17 protein-coding genes are annotated in these 25,007 nt (G+C 41.6%); 16 read left to right on the top strand and 1 reads right to left on the bottom strand.

Features of this window, described 5'->3' with window-relative positions:
- The 7 genes from ACFSJE_RS07845 (at window position 1) to ACFSJE_RS07815 (ending at window position 8,131) form a co-directional block, all read left to right on the top strand.
- Window positions 1-1,158 (top strand): formimidoylglutamase, encoded by a 1,158-nt coding sequence (locus tag ACFSJE_RS07845; RefSeq protein WP_379830436.1) that lies wholly within the window; start codon window positions 1-3, stop codon window positions 1,156-1,158.
- Between the two features lie 121 nt (window positions 1,159-1,279).
- Window positions 1,280-2,659, top strand: coding sequence for a T9SS ring complex lipoprotein PorK/GldK (gene porK / locus ACFSJE_RS07840; RefSeq protein ID WP_379830435.1), 1,380 nt, complete (start codon window positions 1,280-1,282; stop codon window positions 2,657-2,659).
- Window positions 2,660-2,733: 74 nt separating this feature from the next.
- Entirely contained in the window at window positions 2,734-3,390 is a 657-nt protein-coding gene (porL, locus tag ACFSJE_RS07835) for a type IX secretion system motor protein PorL/GldL (RefSeq protein WP_379830434.1), read from the top strand.
- Window positions 3,391-3,453: 63 nt separating this feature from the next.
- Window positions 3,454-5,025 carry a type IX secretion system motor protein PorM/GldM gene (gene porM, locus ACFSJE_RS07830; protein WP_379830433.1) on the top strand — a complete coding sequence of 524 codons (1,572 nt, stop codon included), beginning with the start codon at window positions 3,454-3,456 and terminating at the stop codon, window positions 5,023-5,025.
- 26 nt (window positions 5,026-5,051) lie between these two features.
- Entirely contained in the window at window positions 5,052-5,954 is a 903-nt protein-coding gene (porN, locus tag ACFSJE_RS07825) for a type IX secretion system ring subunit PorN/GldN (RefSeq protein ID WP_379830432.1), read from the top strand.
- Window positions 5,955-6,253: 299 nt separating this feature from the next.
- Window positions 6,254-6,814: an SRPBCC family protein gene (locus ACFSJE_RS07820; RefSeq protein WP_379830431.1), complete on the top strand. Its 561-nt coding sequence runs from the start codon at window positions 6,254-6,256 to the stop codon at window positions 6,812-6,814.
- A 261-nt stretch (window positions 6,815-7,075) separates the two neighbouring features.
- Complete coding sequence (locus ACFSJE_RS07815) at window positions 7,076-8,131, top strand: NAD(P)/FAD-dependent oxidoreductase (RefSeq protein ID WP_379830430.1); 1,056 nt, start codon at window positions 7,076-7,078, stop codon at window positions 8,129-8,131.
- Here the strand turns inward: ACFSJE_RS07815 and ACFSJE_RS07810 are convergent.
- Window positions 8,128-8,529, bottom strand: coding sequence for a DUF983 domain-containing protein (locus ACFSJE_RS07810; RefSeq protein WP_379830429.1), 402 nt, complete (start codon window positions 8,527-8,529; stop codon window positions 8,128-8,130). The genes ACFSJE_RS07815 and ACFSJE_RS07810 overlap by 4 nt on opposite strands.
- Before the next feature lie 66 nt (window positions 8,530-8,595).
- Here ACFSJE_RS07810 and abc-f point away from each other — a divergent pair, with 66 nt between their 5' ends.
- From abc-f to ACFSJE_RS07765, 9 genes are all read left to right on the top strand, one after another.
- Window positions 8,596-10,509 carry a ribosomal protection-like ABC-F family protein gene (gene abc-f, locus ACFSJE_RS07805; protein WP_379830428.1) on the top strand — a complete coding sequence of 638 codons (1,914 nt, stop codon included), beginning with the start codon at window positions 8,596-8,598 and terminating at the stop codon, window positions 10,507-10,509.
- A gap of 135 nt (window positions 10,510-10,644) precedes the next feature.
- Window positions 10,645-11,532 (top strand): leucine-rich repeat domain-containing protein, encoded by an 888-nt coding sequence (locus tag ACFSJE_RS07800; protein WP_379830427.1) that lies wholly within the window; start codon window positions 10,645-10,647, stop codon window positions 11,530-11,532.
- A gap of 135 nt (window positions 11,533-11,667) precedes the next feature.
- Window positions 11,668-12,804, top strand: a complete 1,137-nt coding sequence (locus ACFSJE_RS07795) for an efflux RND transporter periplasmic adaptor subunit (RefSeq protein WP_379830426.1) — start codon at window positions 11,668-11,670, stop codon at window positions 12,802-12,804.
- Window positions 12,801-16,088 (top strand): efflux RND transporter permease subunit, encoded by a 3,288-nt coding sequence (locus ACFSJE_RS07790; protein WP_379830425.1) that lies wholly within the window; start codon window positions 12,801-12,803, stop codon window positions 16,086-16,088. Before ACFSJE_RS07795 ends, ACFSJE_RS07790 begins: the two co-directional genes overlap by 4 nt.
- Entirely contained in the window at window positions 16,088-17,413 is a 1,326-nt protein-coding gene (locus ACFSJE_RS07785) for a TolC family protein (protein ID WP_379830424.1), read from the top strand. The genes ACFSJE_RS07790 and ACFSJE_RS07785 overlap by 1 nt, the downstream gene beginning before the upstream one ends.
- 17 nt (window positions 17,414-17,430) lie before the next feature.
- The gene (locus tag ACFSJE_RS07780; RefSeq protein WP_379830423.1) at window positions 17,431-17,613 is read left to right on the top strand and encodes a CPXCG motif-containing cysteine-rich protein; all 183 of its coding nucleotides are present in this window, start codon (window positions 17,431-17,433) and stop codon (window positions 17,611-17,613) included.
- Window positions 17,614-18,251: 638 nt separating this feature from the next.
- Complete coding sequence (locus ACFSJE_RS07775) at window positions 18,252-21,407, top strand: SusC/RagA family TonB-linked outer membrane protein (RefSeq protein ID WP_379830422.1); 3,156 nt, start codon at window positions 18,252-18,254, stop codon at window positions 21,405-21,407.
- 10 nt (window positions 21,408-21,417) lie between these two features.
- Window positions 21,418-22,872 carry a SusD/RagB family nutrient-binding outer membrane lipoprotein gene (locus tag ACFSJE_RS07770; protein ID WP_379830421.1) on the top strand — a complete coding sequence of 485 codons (1,455 nt, stop codon included), beginning with the start codon at window positions 21,418-21,420 and terminating at the stop codon, window positions 22,870-22,872.
- 97 nt (window positions 22,873-22,969) lie between these two features.
- On the top strand, window positions 22,970-24,700 hold the full coding sequence (locus ACFSJE_RS07765; protein WP_379830420.1) for a DUF885 family protein: 1,731 nt from the start codon (window positions 22,970-22,972) through the stop codon (window positions 24,698-24,700).
- Window positions 24,701-25,007: the final 307 nt, after the last annotated feature.

Genomic DNA, 25,007 nt, shown 5'->3' with positions numbered 1-25,007 from the left:
ATGGCATTCGATTTTTTGGTTCCTGTGAAGGACAAAGTGTTGGCATTTTCAGAGTTTTTGCCACAGCAATCAATAGGCAAGAACATCTATGTACACACCGAAAAGGACGGTCTACCTGTCTTTGCCCACGCCGATGTAGCCATTTTTGGCGTGTTGGAATCCAGAAATGCATTTGAAAAAAAGACCGAATTGTTGGATGTGGATGAAATCCGTATTCAACTTTATCGCCTTATGATGGGCAACTGGAACTCCACCATCATCGATATAGGGGATGTGGAAGAAGGGGATACGGTGGAGGACACTTATTTTGTGGTGAAGGAAATTGTGGCCGGACTTCTGGAGGAAAACATCATTCCTATTATAATAGGATGCACCCAAGACATTACATTTCCTACCTATCGCGCTTTTGACAAGATCAAGGAAATGGTCAATCTGGTTTCCATTGATAGCCGATTCGACTTTGGTGAGGATGATGAGTTGATTTCCTCGCATTCCTATATGAGTAGGATCATAACCGATAAACCCAACAATCTTTTCAATTTTTCCAATATTGGCTACCAGAGCTATTTTAATGCCCAGGAAGAAATCGATCTAATGGAGCGTCTTTTTTTTGATGCCTATCGTTTGGGAGATATCGCAGCCAATCTCGAATTGACTGAACCAGTGCTCCGAAGCACCGACATCGTCAGTTTAGATCTACGTGCCATTCGCGCTTGCGAAATGGGACTGTCCAAAAACTTTTCCCCCAACGGTTTTACCGGTAGGGAAATATGCACCATTGCAAGATATGCTGGAATTAGTGACCGTGTATCCTTGTTTGGTATCTACGAAGGGGAGAATTCCCATCAAGCTTTTCAAATGATAGCACAGATCATTTGGTACTTCATAGAAGGCTTGAGTTTTAGGGTCAAAGAAACCCCAACCTCTAAAAGCGAGGACTTTACCAAATTCACCGTTCCCACAGATACTGAGGAACTGGTGTTCTACAAAAGCCACGTCACCGAACGCTGGTGGGTAGAAGTCCCATCAATTTTACCTGAACATACTAAAACAAATTCGGTTGCGTTATTACCTTGCACCGAAGGGGACTATTTGGATGCTTGCAACCAAAACATTCCAGAAAGGTGGTTCAAGGCCTACAGAAAGGGCTTTAACTAAACAAATTAATTTTTGAGCATTAATTGGTTTTACACAATAATTCATTCAAAAAGTAGTTTTGAGAGTAATGAATTTGTGTAGAGCAGTTTATAATCTTGAATCGAATAATTTAACCTAAAGTATGAGAAAGCTATTCTTATCATCTATAGCACTTGTTTTTTTACTTACGAGTTGTGGGTCAAAATCAAGGTCAAAAGGTGAGTTAGTTGGGGCCCCTGGAAAACAATGGCATCCAGAGAAACCGTATGGAATGGAACTGATTCCTCGAGGCGCCTTCGTAATGGGAAAAGCCGATGAGGACCAAGCAAAAGTTTTGAACGCCCCTACAAGAACGGTTACCGTACGTTCTTTTTACATGGATGATACGGAAATCACCAACAGTGAGTACCGTCAGTTTGTAGAGTGGGTAAAAGATTCCATTGTTAGAACCAGATTGGCCATCTTGGCCGATGAATTGGGTATAAGCCCAGAAGATGAAGGTATTGGGGAGTATGCTTTTAAAGATACCGATACCACCGAACTTTCCGTTTATGACAAGTACATGCTCGATAATTATGCCGGTCTTGGAGAGACAGGATATGAAGGAAGAGCATTGAACATGGATGTTGACTTGGTATGGGATACTTCAGATTATCCTGATGAGTACTATGCTGAGGTTATGGATTCCATTTACCTTCCTGAAGAAGAAAGCTACAATGGGCTAAGATCCATAGACGTAACAAAATTGAAGTACAAGTATAGCTGGATGGACATTGAGGCCGCAGCCCGCGCTCGAACCGGAAGCAGAAAAGACTTCATCAAACAAGAAGAATTGGGAATCTATCCAGATACTACGGTATGGATCAGGGATTTTGAGTATTCCTATAATGAACCCATGCACAATGACTATTTTTGGCATGATGCATACAGCGATTACCCTGTAGTGGGTGTTAACTGGATGCAGGCCAAGGCATTTTGTAACTGGAGAACCAAGTTTAAGAACGATGACCAAAAAAGCAGAGGAAAGCAATTCGTGAACCAATTTAGATTGCCTACCGAAGCCGAATGGGAATACGCCGCTAGAGGTGGAATTGAAGGAGGAACATACCCATGGGGTGGACCGTACGTAATCAGTGATACGGGATGCTTTATGGCCAACTTTAAGCCGCAACGTGGTGATTATGCAGCCGATGCTGCGCTTTATACCGTGGAAGCCAAGTCTTTTGAACCCAACGATTACAACTTGTACAACATGGCCGGTAACGTATCGGAATGGACCAACTCAAGCTTTGATGCAGGGGCTTACGAATACTTGTCCACTATGAACCCTAACATTGGTTCGCAGAACAACAAGCGAAAAGTGATCCGCGGTGGATCTTGGAAAGACGTGGCCTACTTCCTTCAGGTAAGTACCCGTGATTATGAATACCAAGATTCAGCAAGAAGCTATATCGGGTTCAGAACCGTACAGGATTATATGGGAGAGGAAGACTCTACCAACGGAGCACGAAGCGGATTATAATAAAAGAACAGAACACTATATAAATAAACCAGTAACCAAATACTTATTTATATAACTTAATTAAAACTAGAATTATGGCACAGTCAAAATCAACAAAAAAATTGTTTAACATGGCCTACGGGCTTGGAGCATCAGTAGTAATTATTGGTGCATTGTTCAAGATCCTTCACTGGGAGTTTGGACCACTTACAGGTGGACTTCTTCTTGCGGTTGGTCTTATTACCGAAGCATTGATCTTTGCGATCAGCGCATTTGAACCAGTAGACGACGAGTACGATTGGTCTTTGGTTTACCCAGAATTGGCCGGTGGTCAACAATCTGCTTCCAAAAAGCAAGATGCTAAAGACGCTAAGGAAGCTGAAGGAATCCTTTCCAGAAAATTGGATGAACTTCTTAAAGAGGCAAACATTGATTCTGAGCTTTTCTCAAGCTTGGGTGAAAGTATCAAGAGTTTTGAAGGTGCTGCCAAAAATATTGCTCCTACTACAGATGCAATCCAGCACACCAAAAAATACTCTGAGGAGTTGTCTCATGCCGCTGCCCAAATGGAATCTTTGAACAGCTTGTACAAAGTTCAATTGGAAAGTGCTAGTCGTCAAGCCTCTATCAACGAGGAAGTTGTACAGAACGCCGGTGCTTTGAAAGATCAAATGGAATCTTTGGCAACCAACCTTTCTTCTTTGAACGGAGTTTACGGTGGTATGCTTTCCGCCATGGGTAGCAAAAACTAATTAGAAACAGATTAGTACAACCAAACCCAGATCAAATTAATATTTAAATCTAATTAGAAAAACATGGCAGGAGGAAAACAAACACCACGTCAGAAGATGATCAACCTTATGTACTTGATCTTCATCGCGATGTTGGCCCTTAATATGAGCAAGGAAGTACTTGCAGCTTTCGGACTAATGAACGAAAAGTTGGAAACTTCCAATGCTAAAACAACAGAAAACAACCTGGCTTTCTTGGGAAATTTAGAAACCAAAGCTTCTGAAAACGAAGAAGAATACGGTGAACTTTACCAAGATGCACAGAAAATCAAAGAACTTTCAGATAGTTATTATGCCTATTTGGAAGGATTGAAAAAGGAAATGACTGCGGATCTTGAGGATCCTAAGGATTATGTAGTAATGGACAAGTCTGACTATTTGGACCAAAAATTCTTCCAAGGAGATAACTTGGGTCCAGAAGGAAAAGAGTTCATGAAACAAATCAATGAGTATCGTGAAGGCGTTATCAATACGTTGCCAGAAGGTAAATTCACTTCAGTGAAAGAAGCGGTTAAGACCCGTTTTGCAACTGGTGATGAAGATGGTAAAGTAACGAAAAGAGACGGTACACGTCAAGATTGGATCAACTATCACTACGAAGGGTTCCCATTGGTGGCCTCTTTGACCAAGTTGACCCAATTGCAGGCAGACATCAAGACTACCGAGCAAGAAGTGTTGAAAAACCTTTTGGAAGGTAACTTGACCGCTGCTGTTTCCTTGACCAATTTTGCCAGTTCTTTGTCTGCTCCTAAAACAGCATACTACTCTGGTGAAAAATACGATGGTAAAATCATTGTAAGTAAAACCGATAAAACTTCCACTCCAGTGAAAGCTGAGTTGACTTTGGACGGCAGACAGTTGGCCGAAGGTAAAGATTACGAGTTGGAAGCTGGTGGGATCAAAATGTTGATCGGTGCTGGTACTCCTGGAGACCACACAATCAAAGGAACTATGGTCTTTATGCAAGATGGTAAAGAAGTACCTGTTGAAGTGAACAACACTTTCGCAACCATTTCTATGCCTAATGCTGCTGTAATTTCTGCAGATAAAATGAACGTAGTGTACCGTGGTGTGGCCAACCCAATGACCATCTCCATCCCTGGTATTCCTGATAACAAAGTAACTGCGTCTGCTGCTGGTTTGAGCAGAAGAAGTGGTAGCAACTACGTTATGAATCCAGGTACTGGTAGAAGTGTAACCATTACTGCTTCAGGTACGTTGCCTGATGGTAAAGGTATCTCCACCAAGTCTGAGTTCCGTATCAAGGATATTCCAAGACCTAGCGGTACCGTTCGTGGTGAAGCTGGTAGCATCAAAATGCCAAGGAACAACCTTGAAATTTCAACAGTAAGCGCTATGTTGGAAGACTTCGATTTCGATTTGAACCTTGCTGTTAGCGAGTTCAAGTTCAAAGTTCCTGGTCAACCTACCGTAGTGGTTAGCGGAAACAAATTGAATGCACAGGCCAAATCTGCTCTTAGAAGAGCTGGTAGAGGTGATGCCGTTCAGATTTTCGATATCCAAGCTTACATCACCAACAACAAGAGCTACAAGTTGAAGAAAGTATCTCCTGTAGTGGTTGAGCTTACAAACTAATAAAGTATAAAAGTATACAAGTGATCATGAATTGGAAAAATGCATTAGTAATCGGATTGTTGGGTATTTTGCCCGTATCAATGATGGGACAGGCAAACATTTTGAATGCCAAAATGCCCGAAGATATTGGTAAAAAAACCCAGGCTCAAATAGAGCAGGATGCCGATGAACCCCTAGCATATGGTTATGTGGATGACAGGGATATCCTTTGGTCCAAAACCGTTTGGGAAATCATCGATCTTGACGAGAGAGTAAACTTTCCACTCTATTATCCTACCGATACCATTGGTATTGGAAAAGATAGAAGGTCGCTCTACCATGTTTTGATGAAAAACATCAAAAATGGAAAATTGACCGAGGTCTATACCGACTCTTACTTTACTGAAAAGAGAAAATTATCAGACCTATCGGCAACCTTGAGTAAAATCGATACCACAGACCTAGGGTACGAGCAATACAATGCCGGCGAGCAAATTTCTCCTGAGTTCATTAACAAAAGAGATCTTACCGCCGCAGATATTGAAGAGTACCGAATTAAAGGAATCTGGTATTTCGATAAGCGCCAAGGAGAGCTTAAGTATCGTTTATTGGGAATTGCACCTGTTGCACCTGACGTTAACTTCATCGATGATGAATCTGTTGACCCAGGCCAGAACAAAGTTGAATTGTTCTGGGTATGGTATCCTGCAGCACGGCAAATTCTGCATGAAGCCAAAGTGTACAATCAGCAGAATTCGGCAAGACCCATTTCTTTTGACATGTTGTTGAACGCACGTCGTTTCAACGGGGTGATCTACAAAGAGGAAAATGTTCACGAAGACCGTGAAATAGACGATTACATTTTTGACAATGCCTTGTTCCAGCTCTTGGAAGCTCAACGAATCAAAGAGCATATCAGGGACAGAGAGCAAGATATGTGGGCATATTAAACCACAAACAATTTCCAATTCAATACAAATTACGCCGCACGAAAGTGCGGCGTTTTTTTATTTAACAAATTCTCATTCCGAGCTGTCAGTATGAGCGGAGTCGAAGACAAAGCGAGAAATCAAAATAAAATTTGACAGCTATCTTCAACAGTGATCCGGCAATTCTGGCTGGATTTTTAGGTTAAAAATCCTAACTTCACGCCTGTCTGCCGACAGGCAGGTATCGGTCGATATAAATTATTAAAAAGGATTCATATCTTTTAACGTTGTGTGCAATTTGAAAATCAAATTATGACAGAATGAAAAAGATGATTTTTTATATCCTGCTTCTCATTGTTGTTTTAACAACAGTTTTTTTCATTCATGAAAGCAATCAGTTCAAAAACTATACATCCTCTCAAAATATAAATACGCCTGACGAAATGAATATTCCAATTAATAAAGATGCACCCGTGATATCACAATCTGAAATTATCATAGATGCACCAATAGAAAAGGTTTGGCAAATATTGACAAACATCAACGACTGGCCTGCATGGCAAAAAGAAGTTACTGAATCTACTTTGAAAGAAGTCGTATCAGAAGGGGTTGAGTTTAAATGGAAGGCTGGTGGATTATCTTTTACATCTCAAATCCATACAATGGACTCAAAAAAGAAATTTGGCTGGACAGGAAAAACTTTTGGAGCAAGTGCAATTCATAATTGGTTCTTCTCAGATGATGACGATAAGACTATAGTTCGCGTTGAAGAGAGTCTGCAAGGTGTTTTCCCCAGGATGTTCAAGGGATACTTCCAAAAAAATTTAGATAATGGTGTAAATCAAAATCTAATGGATTTGAAAACAGCCGCAGAAAAATAAAAAACTGCCCACAACAACACCTATACGCAATGCCCTGCCGGGCACTGCGCATAGCCAAACCGATATGTGCCACCCCCTTTTTCTTAGCACATTTTAGCATCAAAAAAGCGATGCGGCAACCCAACAAAAGCACCTACACCTTTCACCCATAACCCATCACCTTCAACCCAACACTCGCGACAATGGGTGTACTTCGTGTCAACCCGTAAATAGACCAACATACTACATTCAACATCTATCCAAGATGCCTACTTTTGCACCATGTATGATTATTTGGTAGTAGGCTTGGGTTTGGCGGGAATCTCCTTCTGCGAGGTGCTGGAAAAAGAAGGCAAAACCTTTACCGTGGTTACAGATGATTCCCAACAGGCCTCGCAAGTGGCCGGAGGGCTCTACAACCCCGTCATTTTAAAACGTTTCACTTTGGCGTGGAAGGCCAAGGAACAGATGGAACTGGCTCAACCCTTCTATGCCCATTTGGAGCAAAAATTAGGGAGGAAGTTGGACTACAAAGTTCCCGTACTTCGCAGATTTGCTTCCATTGAAGAGCAAAATGTGTGGTTTGAGGCTTCCGACAAACCCGGTCTTGATTATTTTCTATCCACTACGATAATTCAAAATAAAAACAATAGTATTGATGCCCCTTTCGGTTTTGGCGAAGTAAAATACACCGGACGGATAGATACGGCCACTTTGGTGGAATCCTACGCAGCTTATTTAAGCGAAAGAGACCTTCTGATAACGGAAACCTTTGATTTTTCAAATTTTGAGTGCCATTCAGAGCATATTTCATACAAATCCATACAAGCCAAGCAAATTGTGTTTTCATGCGGTTATGGGCTTAAAAACAACCCATTTTTCAACTATCTGCCCCTCAATGGCACCAAAGGAGAACTACTGACCATAAAAGCACCTGATTACAAAGAGGATAGTGTCATTAAATCCTCCGTGTTCAGCATTCCGTTGGGCAATGACCTATACCGAATCGGGGCCACCTACAAATGGAAAGACAAGACCAATGAACCTACCGAGGAGTCCAAAAACGAATTGCTGGAAAAATTGAAAACCTTTCTAAAGTGCGATTTTAAGGTCGTGGACCATGTGGCCGGCATTCGTCCCACTGTTTCGGACCGAAGACCTTTGGTTGGGCAGCATCCAGAACACAAAAACGTGTATGTACTCAACGGATTTGGTTCAAGAGGGGTGCTCATAGCTCCTTACGCTTCTGCGCAGCTATTCAATTACATTGAAAACCATGAATCGCTGGATTCCGAAATTGATATTCAACGATTCACCAAAAAATATTTCGGCAATTAACCTTTTACCGGCTGATGATGATTAACCGCGTTGGGATCATATTTGATGAAGAAATTGATCCAAATATTTCGTGATAATCGCACAATCACCGGCATAAATACCACCATGGTGCCTACAATGGCAATAAAGGCGGTCTTCAAGGATGTTCCCAAAAACAAATACGAAATCACAAAAGCGGCCACTGCAAAAGCAATTCCCACCCCATAGCTCACATACATGGAACCGTAAAAGAACGAAGGCTCAATCTTGTACTTTGTACCACAGTGCGAACAGCGTTCGTGCATCTTGAATATTTGGGAAAGCGCATAAGGGTTGGTGTTTTCATACATGCTCTCCTCATGGCATTTGGGACAACTTCCTGTTAAAATACTGTAGAGTTTGGTTCCTTTTTTTAACATTTGCACCGATTTTGATGCAAAAATACGGATTCACCGAGTTTTGCTATGTAATTCAAGTCACAATAAATGCTAAATATTCACAATCTTTCAGTAGCCTTTGGGGGCGAATATCTTTTTGAGGAAATCGCGTTTCGTTTAAACGGAGGGGACCGGGTTGGTCTTATCGGAAAAAACGGGGCCGGAAAATCCACGCTTCTCAAATTATTGTCCAAGGAAATGGCTCCGGATGAAGGCACCATCGCCATGGAAAAGGATGTAAAGATTGGATTTTTAAAGCAAGATATTGATTTTGAGCAAGGTAGAACTGTTTTGGAGGAATCCTACCAGGCTTTTGCTGAAATCAAATCCTTGGAGGCCAAGTTGGAGGAAATCAACACCGCACTGGCAGAACGGACCGATTATGAAAGTGATTCCTACCACCAATTGATGGTAGATTTGAATGATGTCACCCACCATTATGAAATTTTAGGCGGATACAATTACCAAGGGGATACCGAAAAAGTATTGTTGGGACTTGGTTTTAAACGTGCTGATTTCGACAAGTTGACCGATACGTTTTCAGGCGGCTGGCGTATGCGGATTGAGTTGGCCAAGCTTTTACTCCAAAATAATGATGTATTGCTACTGGATGAGCCGACCAACCACTTGGATATTGAATCCATAATTTGGTTGGAGCAATTCCTGAAAAGCTATTCTGGAGCGGTGGTAATCGTTTCCCACGATAAAATGTTTCTGGACAATGTCACGAACCGCACCATTGAAATTTCCTTGGGTCGAATCTATGACTACCCAAAACCGTATACCAAGTTCTTGGAATTGCGAAAGGAGATGAAGGAGCAACAGCTCAGTGCCCAGAAAAATCAGGAAAAACAGATCGCACAAACCGAAAGACTGATTGAAAAGTTCCGGGCAAAGTCCAGCAAGGCCAGTATGGCGCAATCGCTGATTAAAAAGTTGGACAAAATGGAGCGTATTGAGGTCGATGAAGAGGACAACAGCGTCATGAATGTCCGCTTCCCGGTCTCCGTCAATCCAGGGAAAGTAGTGGTCGAACTGGAAAATCTTTCAAAAAGCTACGGCAAAAAAGAAGTGCTCCGTGATATTGATTTGCTGGTGGAGCGTGGCAGTAAGACCGCTTTTGTAGGTCAGAATGGACAAGGAAAAACCACCTTAGCCAAAATCATAGTAGGTGAGTTGGACCATACCGGAGATGTGAAAATCGGTCACAATGTGCAACTGGGTTATTTTGCCCAGAATCAAGCTGAATACTTGGATAGAAAGAAGACCATTTTAGATACCATGACCGATGCCGCCAACGAAGGCAACCGAAGCAAGGTACGGGATATTCTCGGCTCCTTTTTGTTCCGTGGGGATGAGGTGGAAAAGTATGTAAAGGTGCTTTCAGGAGGTGAACGGAACCGTTTGGCCTTAGCCAAGATGTTATTGCAGCCGTTCAATGTGTTGATCATGGATGAGCCTACCAACCACTTGGACATTAAATCCAAGAATGTGTTGAAACAGGCACTTCAAAATTTTGAGGGAACCTTAATCTTGGTTTCCCACGATCGGGATTTCCTACAAGGACTTACAGATCGTGTGTATGAATTCAAGGAAGGGGGCATCAAGGAGTATTTGGGGGATATCGATTTTTACCTGGAACAGCGTAAAGCAGATGATTTCAGAAAAATTGAGAAAGGCGATAAAAAGGTTGTGCAAAAGGTTGAGGTTGAAGACAAGGAAACCGATTATCACACCCAGAAAAAGCTAAAATCCCTGAAAAACCGGCTTAGCGGGGTAGAAAAGCGAATTTCTGAGTTGGAAAAGGAGATTGGCAAAATAGACCATGAGCTGCTGATGGATTACGACAAAACCATATCCAAGCCCAACTTTTTTGATAACTATCAAAAGAAAAAGAAAAACCTGGAAACCCTTATGTCAGATTGGGAGCAACTTTCCCACGAACTGGAATTGTTGGATTGACACCAAGTCGGTAATTATCACCACATTTTTACGCTCATACACAACAAATTACTGTCATTTCGCCGATTATATTTGTAGGGTTTTACGTATTCTCCGTACTTTGTAGGTAAATTCTTTGCCATAAATAAGTATTCAATGATTCGATTGGCCATTTTTTTCATATTCTTGATGTCCCCCCTAGGTCAAGTTTCTGCCAATGCGGAAGTTTCCGAGAAGGAGAAAGATGCTCTTATTGATTTGTATAACAGCACCAATGGGAGCCAATGGAGCACCTCTTGGGATTTGGAGGCACCTGTCCAGACTTGGAAAGGAGTGGAGGTTAAGGATGGACACGTTGTAGGAATCAAGTTGTTTATGAACAACTTGGATGGGACACTTCCAGAAAGTATAGGGAGATTAAAATACCTTACTAATCTCAATTTGGCTTTTAATAGTATTACCGGGGTATTGCCCAAGGATATTGTGAAGCTTGAAAATCTCAAAGAAATACGATTAGAAATGAACCGAATTAAGGGTTCGCTTCCTGAAGGTATTGGAAGACTTAGCGAACTGGAAGTTTTTTCCATGTTCAATAACTTTTTGACCGGGCCTATACCTGAATCTTTCGGGGAACTCAAAAACTTAAAAGAACTCAACTTATCCAGCAATAATTTAAAGGGAATCATACCCAAAGCTATTGGCAACTTGACCCAATTGGAAACATTGGGACTCTTTGAGAACAATCTTGAAGGCACTATTCCGCAGGAGATTGGGAATCTTGGAAATCTTAAGGAATTGGTATTGGCCAACAACCAATTAGGTGGGGAAATCCCTGCAGAATTTGGGCAATTGACAAGCTTACAGATTCTTCAACTTCAGAACAACAGATTTGATTCATATACAGGACTTCAAGCCATGGATGCCAAACAATTTTTGGTATTTGATTCAGATAATAAAGACCTAGCACCGCGATTCAATGAAATTCATTTTGAACGCACCCGAATGGCGGATACAAAATTCGAAGACGAGAACGAAAACGAGTAGTTAGTTAATACTTTAGTTTGTTTGGTTTGGGGATACAGGCGTGTATCCCCTTTTTTTATCAATAATTATGAAATATTTAACCCTTCAACAAAGGTCTAGGGAATAGTTTTGTAGCGACTAATTCAAACTCTACGCATGCGAAAACTGATTATTTCCGCCATTGTAGGCGGTATCATCATATTTGGGTCGCTGTATTTTGCAGGACTTATTGCCAATAGTAAGGATACTGGAAGGCCAGAATCGCCCAAAATGGCCAAAACGGTTTTTGTAGATACCGTAAAAAATGTCACCGTCCCCATTATGGTTCCTGCCAATGGTAACCTTAGGGCCAAAAAAAGAGTTGAACTTTATTCAGAAGTCCAAGGCGTTTTCAGGCAAGGAAGTAAATTGTTCAGAACGGGTCAGGAATACAGTGCTGGGCAAACTTTGATTCGCATTGATGCCAATGAGTACTACGCCAGCGTGCAATCGGCCAAGAGCAACCTGTACAATTTGCTTACCTCAATTATGCCGGACCTTCGGTTGGACTACCCCGAAATATATCCAAAGTGGCAGCAATATTTAAATGGTTTCGATTTAACAAAAACCACTCCTGAATTACCCGAGTTGTCCACAGAAAAAGAAAAGTTCTTCATTACTGGAAGAGGTATAATTTCCAATTACTACAATGTAAAGAACATGGAGCAACGGTTGTCAAAATATACAATTACCGCTCCATTCAGTGGCGTATTGACCGAAGCTTTGGTCACCGAGGGAACACTAATTAGATCAGGCCAAAAGTTGGGCGAGTTCATCAATACAGGCATTTATGAATTGGAAGTTTCAGTAGGAAAGACCTATGGTGATTTCCTTCGGGTTGGAAGAAAAGTTGAGCTTTCCAATTTGGATAAAACCCAATCTTACGAAGGTGAGGTTACCCGCGTTAATGGTAGGGTTGACCAAAACTCGCAGACGATAACCGTTTTTATTGAAGTAAGCGGCGACAACCTCAAAGAAGGCCAATATCTTGAAGCCAATTTAGAGGCCAAGGAAGAAACCGATGCCATAGAGATCAACCGTTCCCTGTTGTTGGAGAACAACCAAATCTTTGTGGTCAGGGACTCCATTTTAGATTTGATTGACGTAAATCCAGTTTACTTTACCGATAAGAAAGTAGTGCTAAAAAATATTCCCAATGGTGAGGTCATTGTGGCCAAACCTTTATCTGGTGCCTATGCCGGAATGTTGGTGAAGGTGTTTAACGAGAATGAATCCAAAAGTGCAGGACTGTGAGGAATTTAATCTCTTATTTTATTAGGTACCACGTCGCCGTAAATGTTATTGTTGTAGCATTTTTGGTTTTCGGGATAGTGGGGATGCTTACCTTAAAATCCTCTTTTTTTCCACTTTCGGAGTCTAGGAACATCATGATCAATATTACGTATCCCGGTGCCTCTCCACAAGAAATAGAGGAGGGGATTACCCTAAAAATAGAGGACAACCTAAAAGGATTGCAGGGGGTAGAACGTGTTACCTCCACGTCTAGCGAAAATAGTGGGTCCATCAATGTTGAAATTGAAAAAGGACGTGATATCGATTTCATGCTGTTGGAAGTTAAGAATGCTGTAGATCGCGTTCCCACCTTTCCAGGAGGAATGGAACCTTTAATTGTTTCCAAGCAAGAGCCCGTTCGCCCAACCATAAGTTTTGCCGTAAATGGTAATGGTGTTCCATTGGCCACTTTAAAACAAATTGGGCGTCAAATTGAAAATGATCTTAGGGCCATAGATGGTATTTCCCAGATTGAACCTTCAGGATATCCCGATGAGGAAATTGAGATTGCCGTCAACGAGAACAGTCTTTTGGCCTACAACCTTTCCTTTACTGAAGTGGCCGAAGCCGTGGCCAATGCCAATATTTTGGTGACAGGGGGTAATATCAAGACCGTAACAGAAGAATATTTGATCAGGGCCAAAAATCGTTCCTACTACGGAGATGAGCTTTCAAATATTGTTGTTCGTTCCGATGCAGCTGGTCATACCGTTCGTTTAAAGGATGTGGCCATAATCCGGGATCGTTTTTCCGAAACGCCCAATGCATCCTATTTTAATGAAAATTTGGCAGTAAACATTACCGTTACCAGTACCAATACTGAAGATTTGATTGGCTCTGCCGAGAAAATCAAGGAATACATAAAGAAGTATAATGCTACGCACGACAATGTACAATTGCAGGTCATTGACGATCGCTCAAAGATATTGACGCAACGTACACAATTGCTTACCGAAAATGCAGTTGTGGGAATGATTTTGGTGTTGATTTTCCTTTCCCTCTTCTTGAACACACGTTTGGCATTCTGGGTAGCCTTCGGATTACCCATTGCCTTTTTGGGAATGTTCGTTTTTGCACCATTGCTAAACGTTACCATTAATGTACTGTCCCTTTTTGGGATGATCATCGTCATAGGTATTTTGGTGGATGACGGTATTGTAATCGCCGAGAACATCTATCAACATTATGAAAAAGGAAAACCTCCTGTACGCGCTGCAGTTGATGGAACCATGGAAGTGCTTCCCCCGATTATTTCAGCAATTATCACAACGGTATTGGCATTTTCCGTCATCCTGTTTTTGGACGGCCGAATCGGTGAGTTTTTTGGTGAGGTTTCGGTCATTGTTATTTTAACATTGATCATTTCACTTATCGAGGCTTTGATCATTCTACCCGCTCACTTGGCCCATTCAAAAGCACTCCATCCCCAGAAAGAAGGTCCCAAAACCGGTATCGCCAAGGTCTTTGCCAAGTTGAGGGTTATCAATAAGATTGGGGACAGCATGATGGCCTGGATGCGTGATAAATTGTACAGCCCCGCATTGAAGTTTGCACTGGACTACAAATTTTTGACCTTTGCCATATTTTTTATGGCGTTGGTGTTGACGTTTGGATCCATTGGAGGAGGGGTCATCAGAACAGCTTTCTTCCCAATGATTGCGAGTGACCAGATTTCCATTCAATTACGAATGCCCAACGGAACCAATGAGAAGGTCACGGATTCCATCATCAGTCTCATTCAAGAAAAAGCACATATTGTTGACGAGGAACTTACAGACCAATATCTGAAAGGCACTGGCCAAGATCTTTTTGTGAACATGATAAAAAATGTGGGTCCTGGTTCTTCCGCGGCTACTTTGGAAATCAATCTACTGCCAGGAGAAGAGCGCCCAGATGAAATCAGGGCCGATATGGTCACTTCACGACTCAGGGAATTGGTTGGTCCGGTAATAGGCGTGGAAAGTCTGATTTATGGTTCTGGAGGTAATTTTGGAGGTTCTCCTGTATCCGTATCCCTTCTGGGAAACAATATTACGGAGCTCAAAGCCGCCAAGGAGGAGTTGAAAAGCGCCATGCTCAACAATGGAAACCTTAAAGATGTCACCGATAACGACCCAGCGGGAATCAAGGAAATTCGATTGCAATTAAAACAAAATGCCTATTTATTGGGATTGGACCTTCGTTCCGTGATGAACCAGGTACGTGCCGGTTTTTTTGGGGCCCAAGCACAGCGTTTTCAAAGAGGACAAGATGAAATTAGGGTTTGGGTGCGCTACGATCGTGCAGACAGGTCTTCCATCACCGATTTGGATGAAATGCGGATTTTGGCTCCCAACGGCGAACGGATTCCACTTAAAGAAATAGCTTCATACACCATTGAACGAGGGGATGTGGCCATTAATCACTTGGATGGTCAGCGTGAAATTCAGGTATCGGCAGATTTGAGCAACCCCGAGACCACCAGTGGAACCGATGCCATGAGTTGGATTCGTACTGAAGTGATGCCGGATATTGTATCAAAATATCCCACCATTACCCCTTCTTATGAAGGTCAGAACCGGGAAGCCAATAAATTTGTCAACTCGTTGCGGTTCGTAGGGTTGGTCGTGTTATTTCTTATCTATATTACCATAGCTTTTACGTTTAGAAGCTTTAGTCAACCCTTGTTGTTGCTTCTTTTGGTGCCCTTTAGTTTAACGGCCGTGGCATGGGGACATTGGATTCACGGATTCCCCATAAACATTCTGTCCATGCTAGGGATTATTGCACTCATTGGTATCATGGTGAACGATGGACTTGTATTAATTGGCAAATTCAATATCAATTTACGCAATGGGTTAAAGTTTGATGAGGCACTTTACGAAGCTGGGCGCTCTCGTTTTAGGGCCATATTTTTAACATCGGTAACTACCATTGCCGGTTTGGCGCCTCTCTTACTTGAAAAAAGTAGACAGGCACAATTTTTAAAACCGATGGCCATTTCAATTGCTTATGGTATTGCGTTTGCCACCATTCTTACTCTCTTAATGTTACCGTTGTTCCTTTCCTTCGGAAATACTATAAAAGTGTGGTCCAAGCGCTTGTGGACTGGGGAAAAAGTATCGCAAGAAGAGGTGGAACGTGCCATTAGGGAGCAACAAGAAGAAGATTTAATGATTGAAGAAGGTGGAAACAGCCAGAATGAAGACTCAAATGATGATGGGTCACAAGAAAAAACTTCAAAAGTTTTAGAAGAAACGACATAATGAGAAGCATTTTTTATACGCTACCCTTTATTTTATTGTTTTTTGGTTACGCAGCACACGCTCAAGAGGAAACGCTTTCCAAAGAAGAGGCCATAGATTTGGTATTGGAGAACAACTTGGGGATTCAGGTGGCCCGAAATACCAAAAGAATTGATGATAATAATGCAAGTATCCTTAACTCGGGATATTTACCCACTGTAACTGCAAATGGTGGGGGTACGATAGACCGGCAAAACACTGAAGGGGTATTGGCCAATGGAGAGACTCGTAAGGCCGAAGGGGCTGAAACCCGAAGGTACAACGCTGCCTTAAATGTGAACTACACCTTGTTTGATGGTCTGGGGCGCTATTACAACTACAAAAGCTTCAAGGAGCGCTCCCAACAATCGGAATTGGAAGTAAAGCAAACCATTGAAACTACCATTTTACAGCTTTTTACGGTGTATTATGAGGTGGCCCGATTAACCGAAAATACCAATAATTTGGAGCAGGCCTTGGAAATTTCAAAAGACAGGCTTACGAGGGCGCGCTATCAGTTTGAATATGGCCAAAATACTGGTTTGGATGTGCTGAACGCTGAGGTGGACATCAATACGGATAGTATTAACCTGCTGAACTCTAGACAGCAGTTAAGAAATACCATGCGGGATTTAAATTTGATTCTAAACCGTGAGCTTTCAACCGGATTTGCCATTGACACCACGGTTAATTTTGTACCAGGTTTGGAGATGGAAAGTATGCACAATGAGGCCAAAATAAACAATGTTCGGCTTCAAATTGTTGAAAAGGACATTACCATCAGCAATTATAATGTAAAAGTGGCTCGAAGCAATTTTCTGCCCACAATTGGACTCACGGGAACCTATGGCTGGAATGAATCCAACAACAATAGTCCACTGGCATTCTCGCTTCAAAATACTTCGACAGGTGTTACAGGGGCCATAAATCTAACTTGGAACCTATTTGATGGCGGCAGGTCGATAACAGGTATTAAGAATGCCAAGATTACCTATGAAAATCAAGAACTGTTCAAAAAGCAGATAGCATTGGAGGTGGAACGTGATATCCGCAATGCTTGGGATAGCTACAATAATGCCCTTTATGTACTGGAAGTACAGGAAAAGAACCTTCAGACCAACCAAAATAACTTTAACCGGACGGATGAGCGTTACCAATTGGGTCAGGTGACCTCCATTGAGTTCAGACAGGCCCAGTTGAATTTGTTAAATGCTGAATTGGCGAAAAGTCAGGCGAAGTACAATGCCAAGCTGGCCGAATTGCAAATGTTGCAGATCAGTGGGCAACTGCTCAATGTGGATTTTTAACGATTTAAAAATCAGATATGTACGAACATTTTTTTCAATGCCCTTATTGTTGGGAAGAGATATCGTTTCTTTTGGACAGTTCCGTCTACGACCAAACCTATGTTGAAGATTGCGAAGTGTGCTGTAATCCTATTGAAATTACGGCCCGTTTTGAAAATCAAGAACTGACAATTTTTGAAGTTCGTGAATTGGGTCAATAAAATGATTTTTTGAGTCAAAAATGAACCTTAACTTTGTGCTTAAGTTTCTGCAAAGATTCCAACATCTTTTGGAATTGATTTATACACTTTAAAGGTGATTTTTAACCTGTGTTTTTGTTAAAAATCAGTTGCTTCAAGCGGGGTATTACAGGGTACTAACAAGTTGATTTCCCGATCAAAAATAGCCTAATAAGTAGGGGGATTATTCCAAAAAATCCCAAGATGTGTAACATATTAGCTTTTACCAGTATTATATTATCCCACACGATTTATCTCCTAAATTCTTTTTTTAAGTTTCGGTAATCAAAACGTTAATTCCTTTGAAATTATAGCAAGGAATTGAGGTTTTGGTTGGATAAAAATTATGGTATTGTTGAATCTACTGAAGATTAAAAAATGGACAATACTGATAACAGAATTTGACACACACGGTTTGCTGTTTTTTAACACGACCATGGAGAGACTTAAAATCGGATTTACTACTCGAAAAGTAATCGGATTTCAGATAGCAAAAACGTTTAATCAATAAAAAAGAGAGAATGAAGTGAACCCCCGAAATTTAAATAACCAACTATCAGTATGGTATGGATAGTATAAGATAAAAAGAAACCAGAAACTATTACAACTAACTTAGAATTATGAAAAAATTGATAAAGTTGCCCGTTAGTATGCTAAACAAACTATTGATGATTAGCATATGGGTGTTTTATTGTTCCTCATGGGCTGCTGAAACCAATATGTTGGTGGACGAGTTCCCATTTCTTGGGGAAAAAGAAACGGAGACCGAATTTCTTGCTGAAGAATTCAACACAGACAACAGCAATGCTCCGCAGTTAACGGTAAGCGGTACTGTTGTAGACGTAAACGGTACGCCGCTCCCAGGAGCCAGTGTTGTAGAAAGTGGTACCATGAATGGTACCCAAACCGATTTTGATGGTAATTTCTCAATCCAACTCTCTAGTGCAAGTGCCACTTTGGAGATTTCTTACATTGGATATGTTACCAAACAAATCGCTGTAAATGGACAAACCAGTCTATCAGTGACCCTTGAAGAGAATGCGCAAGCACTTCAGGAGGTTGTGGTGACCGCTTTGGGTATTAAGAGTGACAAAAGAGCACTGGGATACGCTACTGCCCAAGTTGGAGGAGACGACATTAGTGGGGTTAAAGCAACCAACAACTTTGTGAACTCCTTGAGCGGTAAGGTTGCTGGGGTACAGATTTCAAGTACTTCTAGCCAGCCTGGTAGTGGTACCCGTATTGTAATTAGGGGTGGTTCTTCCATTACTGGAAACAACCAACCTTTGATTGTAGTTAACGGCGTTCCCTTCGATGCAGCCAACTCCAGTACATCATCAGGTCTTGGGGATATTGACCCAAATGCCATTGAGAGCTTAAGTGTTCTTAAAGGAGCCTCGGCCGCTGCCCTTTATGGTAGTAGAGCTGCAAATGGTGTACTATTGATTACCACTAAATCTGGAGAATTCGAATCCAAACCGGTCATCACGATCTCTAACTCTACCAGCTTTGACAGAATTTATGAAATTCCATTGCAGAAAAAATGGTCACAAGGATTCTATGATGGTACAGATTGGAGCTATGTTGATGGTGAAACAGCTTTTACATCTACTAGCTGGGGGCCAAGAATTTCTGATGTGCCGGGTGCACAGTACTATGACAGATGGGATGTATTTAAGACAGCTGTTACCAATGAAAGCACCATTAGTGCTATGGGAGGTACTTCAAAGGCATCTTACTTTGTGAGCTACAGTAACTTGATGAACGATGGTATCCTAGAGCCGTTGAAGTTTAGAAGAAACTCTATCAACGCAAACACTACGTTTAAGTTTACACCAAAACTTACAGTTTCTTCTTCCATTTTCTATTCAACTCAAAAGAACTCACGTTTGGATGAGAACAGCTCTAACAGTGCGTTCATGAATACTGTTGTAGCGGCTCCAAATACTTGGAACCCTTATCCTGTTTATGATGAGACTGGTCGTTTACGATCTTACCGGGGTGGTTCCAGAGACCCTTACACTTGGTTGTTGGACAATGTTGGGAACAATAACGAAAGAGATCGTTTTAACAGTACCGTTACCATAGAATACCAGATTGTACCAAAACTGAGCTTTAGGTCTATAACAGGTATCAGTACTTCTAGTCAGCATAGAGACTCTCATTATAACAAAGGCGGATATGCATCCGTACAAGGAAGTTATGATACTTCAGAACAATTTGATCGAAACATAGAGTCCACAGAAACGTTGACCTATGACAATGATTTTGGAGATATCAGCTTAATGGCTTTGGTTGGACATAACATTTCAGAAAGCAGAACTCGTTTTAATGCCTTTGAAGGTACTGGATTGGTATTGCCTGGCATCTATAATACCGCGAACGTAAGTGGCTTCAATGCGTATGAGACCAGAACCCTTTTCAGATCATATTCTTACTTCGCACAGGCCATGGTTGGATACAAGAACTGGTTGTACTATACGGTAACAGGAAGAAATGACTGGGCATCCAGTGTGGCTGAAAGCTTTTTCTATCCTAGCCATAGTTTAGGTTTCGTATTCAGTGAGTTGTTGCCAAAATCTGATGTGTTCAATTACGGTAAATTAAGGGCCAGTTATGCAAAAGTAGGTTCTCCTGCAAATGCGTATGCCCGTAATGTTGTTTTGGGAAATCCTGCTAGTGATGGTGTACAATGGCCTTTTAATGGTCAGGGAAGTTTCTTATCCAACACACAGTTGCCTAACGTAGGGTTGAGCAATGAGTTCAAGAGCGAAGTGGAATTGGGTACTGAATTGAAATTCTTCCAAAACCGTTTGGGAATAGATTTCTCCTACTACCATAACTGGAGTGAAAACCAGATTTTGAGTGAGCAGTTCTTAGCTTCTACAGGATATACCTTTGGTAACGTAAACATTGGAGGTATTACCCACAAAGGGGTGGAACTTGCGGTATATGCTACACCAATTCAAACCAACGACTTTAGCTGGGATGTAAACATTAACTTCTCTAAGGATAATCCTACTGTGGATAATTTGGGAACCAATGATGAACCAATCGGTGTTGGTTCTTATGGATCGGCCGTTGTAGGTCAACCTTACCCAGTAATTTATGGTCCTGGTTTCTTAAGAGATGACCAAGGTAGATTGGTATTGAGCGATGCTGCCGGAAGCGGATATGGACGTCCATTGGCTGATAACTCCACAAACCAAATCTTGGGCCAAACCGTTCCAGATTGGATGGGAAGTTTTAGAACAACCTTCAAATACAAAAACCTAACCCTGTCAGGTTTGTTGGATGTAAGCGTTGGAGGATATCTATACAGCTTGAACGACCACTACCTTACGTATTATGGTATGGCCAAGCACCAAGAAAATAGACCAGAGGATAACATGATCACCTTTGATGGTGTAATGGGTCACGTTGAGAATGGAGAAGTAGTTGTGACCAGCGAGACTCCTGAGCCTACCCGTTACGATTTGTACTGGCAAACTGTTGCCCAAGGTGTTTGGGAGGATAACATTATGCCAAGAGACTACATTAAATTGAGAGAAGTAAACCTTTCTTACCAAGTTCCTCAAAATTTGTTGTCGAACATTGGATTGACCGCTCTTGATGTCTCTCTTTCTGGAAGAAACCTTTGGAGAAAATTCAAGGATGGTTTTGAAGGTGCGGATCCTGAAGTTAATACCGATGGTATTACCAATGGTAATGCATACTTGGGTTATAGCATGCCTGCTACCAAGACATATACACTTACCTTAACCGCCAAATTTTAATACGATGACTATGAAAAGAATACATATAAAACACTACGCTATTTTGGTTGCAATGGTGACCCTGTTGATAGGTTGTGATAGCTGGATAGACGTGGACAGGAACCCCAATACTATTGAGGATGGTCCACTAATTACTGAGGATGTAATGTTGATCGGTATTGAATCTGAATGGGCAGCGTTGGCTACCAACCAGTTGGATACATGGGGTGGTTTTGCCCAATGGTTGTCTTATCACTCCATTGAAGGTTCAACCTCTAGATCAATGGATATCAATGCCGGTTACGGTAACGAAGTTTGGAATTCATATTCAAACTCTTTGAAACATGCCGTTGAGCTTTATGATAAGGCCGAAGAGAATGGAAACACGCATTATCAAGGTATAGCCGGGATAATTGCTGCCTTTCATTGGTTCTACATTGCTGATGTTTACGATCAAGCACCTTTGGAAGATGCTATGCAAGGTCTTGATGCACTGCAACCTACCTTGGCCACCCAAGCAGAATTGTATGCGCATGCCAACGGATTGTTGGATGAAGCCATTGCACTTCTTGGGGCTGCAAATCAAGGAGAACGCGTTCCTGGAAACGATGATTACCTTCTAGATGGAGATACCGACAAATGGATCAGATTTGCTTACTCAATGAAAGCAAGACAAGCACTACGTTTGTCTTATGCTCCTGGAACTACTCCAGCAGCGCAAGCAAGTTTGGCTTTGACCTATCTTGAAGATGGTATGAATTCAAATGAAGATAATGTAATGTGGAGACACTTGGATGAATTGAACAACGCCAACCCATTGTTCACCTACATGAACAGAGCGTATTCTGGTGGTCTTGGATTGACCCCCGGTAACTTCTTAATTGATCTTATGAATTCGTATAACGATCCTAGAAGACCGATCATGTTCACCTATTCAGAAGAGTTTCCTGATGGATTTGTAGGCTTGCAGTCTGGTGCTGTAGTTCAGCCAGGACAAACCCCTAGCCACTGGAGATATTCATACATTACCATGTCTTATCCGGCACAGATCATGATGTATGCTGAATCTGAATTCCTTAGAGCTGAAGCTTATGCATTCAATGGTCAATGGGCACTTGCAGAACAAGCCATGAAAGATGGTATTGAGGCAGACATGCAGTTCGTTGGAGTGGAGCAGACGGAAATTGATGCCTATTTGGCTCAGGCGTCTTTGACTATGCCAACCAACATTGAAGATGCGCAAAACTTGATTATTGATCAAAAGTACATTGCAAACGTATTTAGAACCCATGAGTCTTATTTTGATTTCGTGAGAACTGGATATCCTGAGTTCGATTTCGATTATATGTTGTTGAACGTATTTAATACGGAAACCTTCCCAAGAAGGTTCCCTTACCCACTCAACGAAGTGGAAAGAAACCCAAATGTTGCAGCCGTTGGTCAACCAGACTGGTTCGCCAAGGGTACTACTTGGGATAATAAGTAGTAAGAATAGATTTAAAGCGGGGTCATATTAAATGGCCCCGTCTTTTTATCAAAACCATAGTAATAATTAGTTCTGATGTAATTTTTTGAGAACAACAATGAGAATACAAATTAAAAAATATGCGGCCTCACTTTTTCTGACATTGTTTGTGGCAGTGTCCGGCTTTGCCCAAAATGGTGGCGAAACAGCTCCTGTAAGTGAACTGTATCAGTTGATGAATGAGATGTCTGCCGATTATGGAAGCCTTAGTAGATTTTATATTGTGGAGAGTTCCCCAGAAAGAAGGGAGCGCTTCAAAGAATTCTATGAAAGCTACCTATCCCGATTGGAAGAATTCACATTTAATCAATTGTCGGTAAATGGCAGGGTAGACTACCTTTTGGTAAAAAGTGACATTAATAGAAGCTTAAGAAATCTAGAGGCTGAAGGTGAGGAATACGCCCAAATTGAAAAATGGGTATCCTATGCCGGTCCTATATACGAAACTGAAAAATTACGCAGAAGGGGCATTCATTTGGAATCATCCAAAGTCGCTGCCCAATTGAACGAAATTAGCGGAGTACTCAAAACCTTGTCAGCGGAACTTACAAAAGAACCACCTTCATTTGATCGTAGTCTGGCAGAAAGAGGAAAGGACGTTGTCAAAGGCCATCAAACCGCACTTGAAAGCATTTATGAATTCTACAATGGCTATGATCCAGACTTTACATGGTGGATGGAAAAACCATACGCAAAATTGATGGAAGAGCTAAAGACCTACGGAGAGCTCATCATGACCAAGGTAGATCAAAGCACCCTTCCCAAAGACGACGGAAGTGGCATTATCGGTAGCCCAGTAGGTGCCAAAGAACTAAAAAATCTATTGGAAGATGCCTTTATCCCCTACTCTGCAGAAGAATTAGTGGAGATTGCCAACAAGGAATTTGCTTGGTGTGATAAAGAATTATTGAAAGCATCCCGCGAAATGGGATTCGGCGATAATTGGAAAGCCGCCCAAGAAAAAGTAAAGCAATCCTACGTGCCAGAAGGTCAACAGCCCGAAGCGATGTTGGACCTTTACAATCAATCTATCGATTTTCTTAAGAAAAATGACTTGTTGTCCATTCCTCCTGTGGCCGAGGAAACCTGGAGAATGCGCATGATGAGTCCAGAAAGACAAAAAATAGCACCCTTCTTCCTTGGCGGTGAGACCTTGATGATCTCATACCCAACCAACACCATGGATCATGATGATAAAATGATGAGTATGCGGGGCAATAACCCACACTTCTCAAGAGCCACTGTGCACCATGAATTGATTGCGGGTCACCATTTACAAGGCTTTATGAATAGAAGGTACAAGACCTATAGAAGTTTTAGGACTCCATTCTGGACCGAAGGATGGGCGTTGTACTGGGAACTTATCCTATGGGATATGGATTTTCCAAGATCTCCCGAAGACCGTATTGGAATGTTGTTCTGGAGAATGCACCGTTGTGCACGGATTATATTCTCCCTCAATTATCATTTAGGTAAATGGACCCCTCAAGAGTGTATCGATTATCTAGTGGATAGGGTCGGACATGAAAGAGCTAATGCCGAAGGCGAGGTAAGACGTTCATTTACAGCAAGGTACGGGCCTTTATATCAGTTAGCATACATGACCGGAGGAATGCAGTTCTATGCCCTGAAAAAAGAATTGGTGGATTCTGGAAAAATGACCTACAAAGAATTCCACGATGCCGTATTGAGAGAAAACAGCATGCCTGTTGAAATGGTAAGAGCTATTCTTACAAATCAACCCTTGAGTAAAAATTATAAAACTTCTTGGAAGTTTTACGATAAATAGAATTTGTTTTTAGTTGTTTGAGTTAGTGTCCTAGGGCCATCAGATTTTTGATGGCCCTAGGATTTTTATACAGGTTCCAAAACTTTTGGCATAAATCCCACAAACCTTGTCTAAACCGTTCAATCCCAAATATATGCCCTAATACCCCACATTAGAGAACATAATATCAATTACAGTTAATATGCTATTATGGGTCGGCCTAAATGTACAATACCTTTAAAGTGTTTTAATTCAATGTAAGTTATCCACAATGCCCAAAAAAGGCCTCAATCCAATGGTAGGGAAGAGGTCATCTTTACATGGTGTT

It is taken from the genome of Flagellimonas iocasae (assembly GCF_042682725.1).
Classification (GTDB): Bacteria; Bacteroidota; Bacteroidia; order Flavobacteriales; family Flavobacteriaceae; genus Flagellimonas; species Flagellimonas iocasae.
The sequence above is the reverse complement of the archived record's forward strand: the minus strand, read 5'-3'. Positions and strand labels throughout refer to the sequence as shown.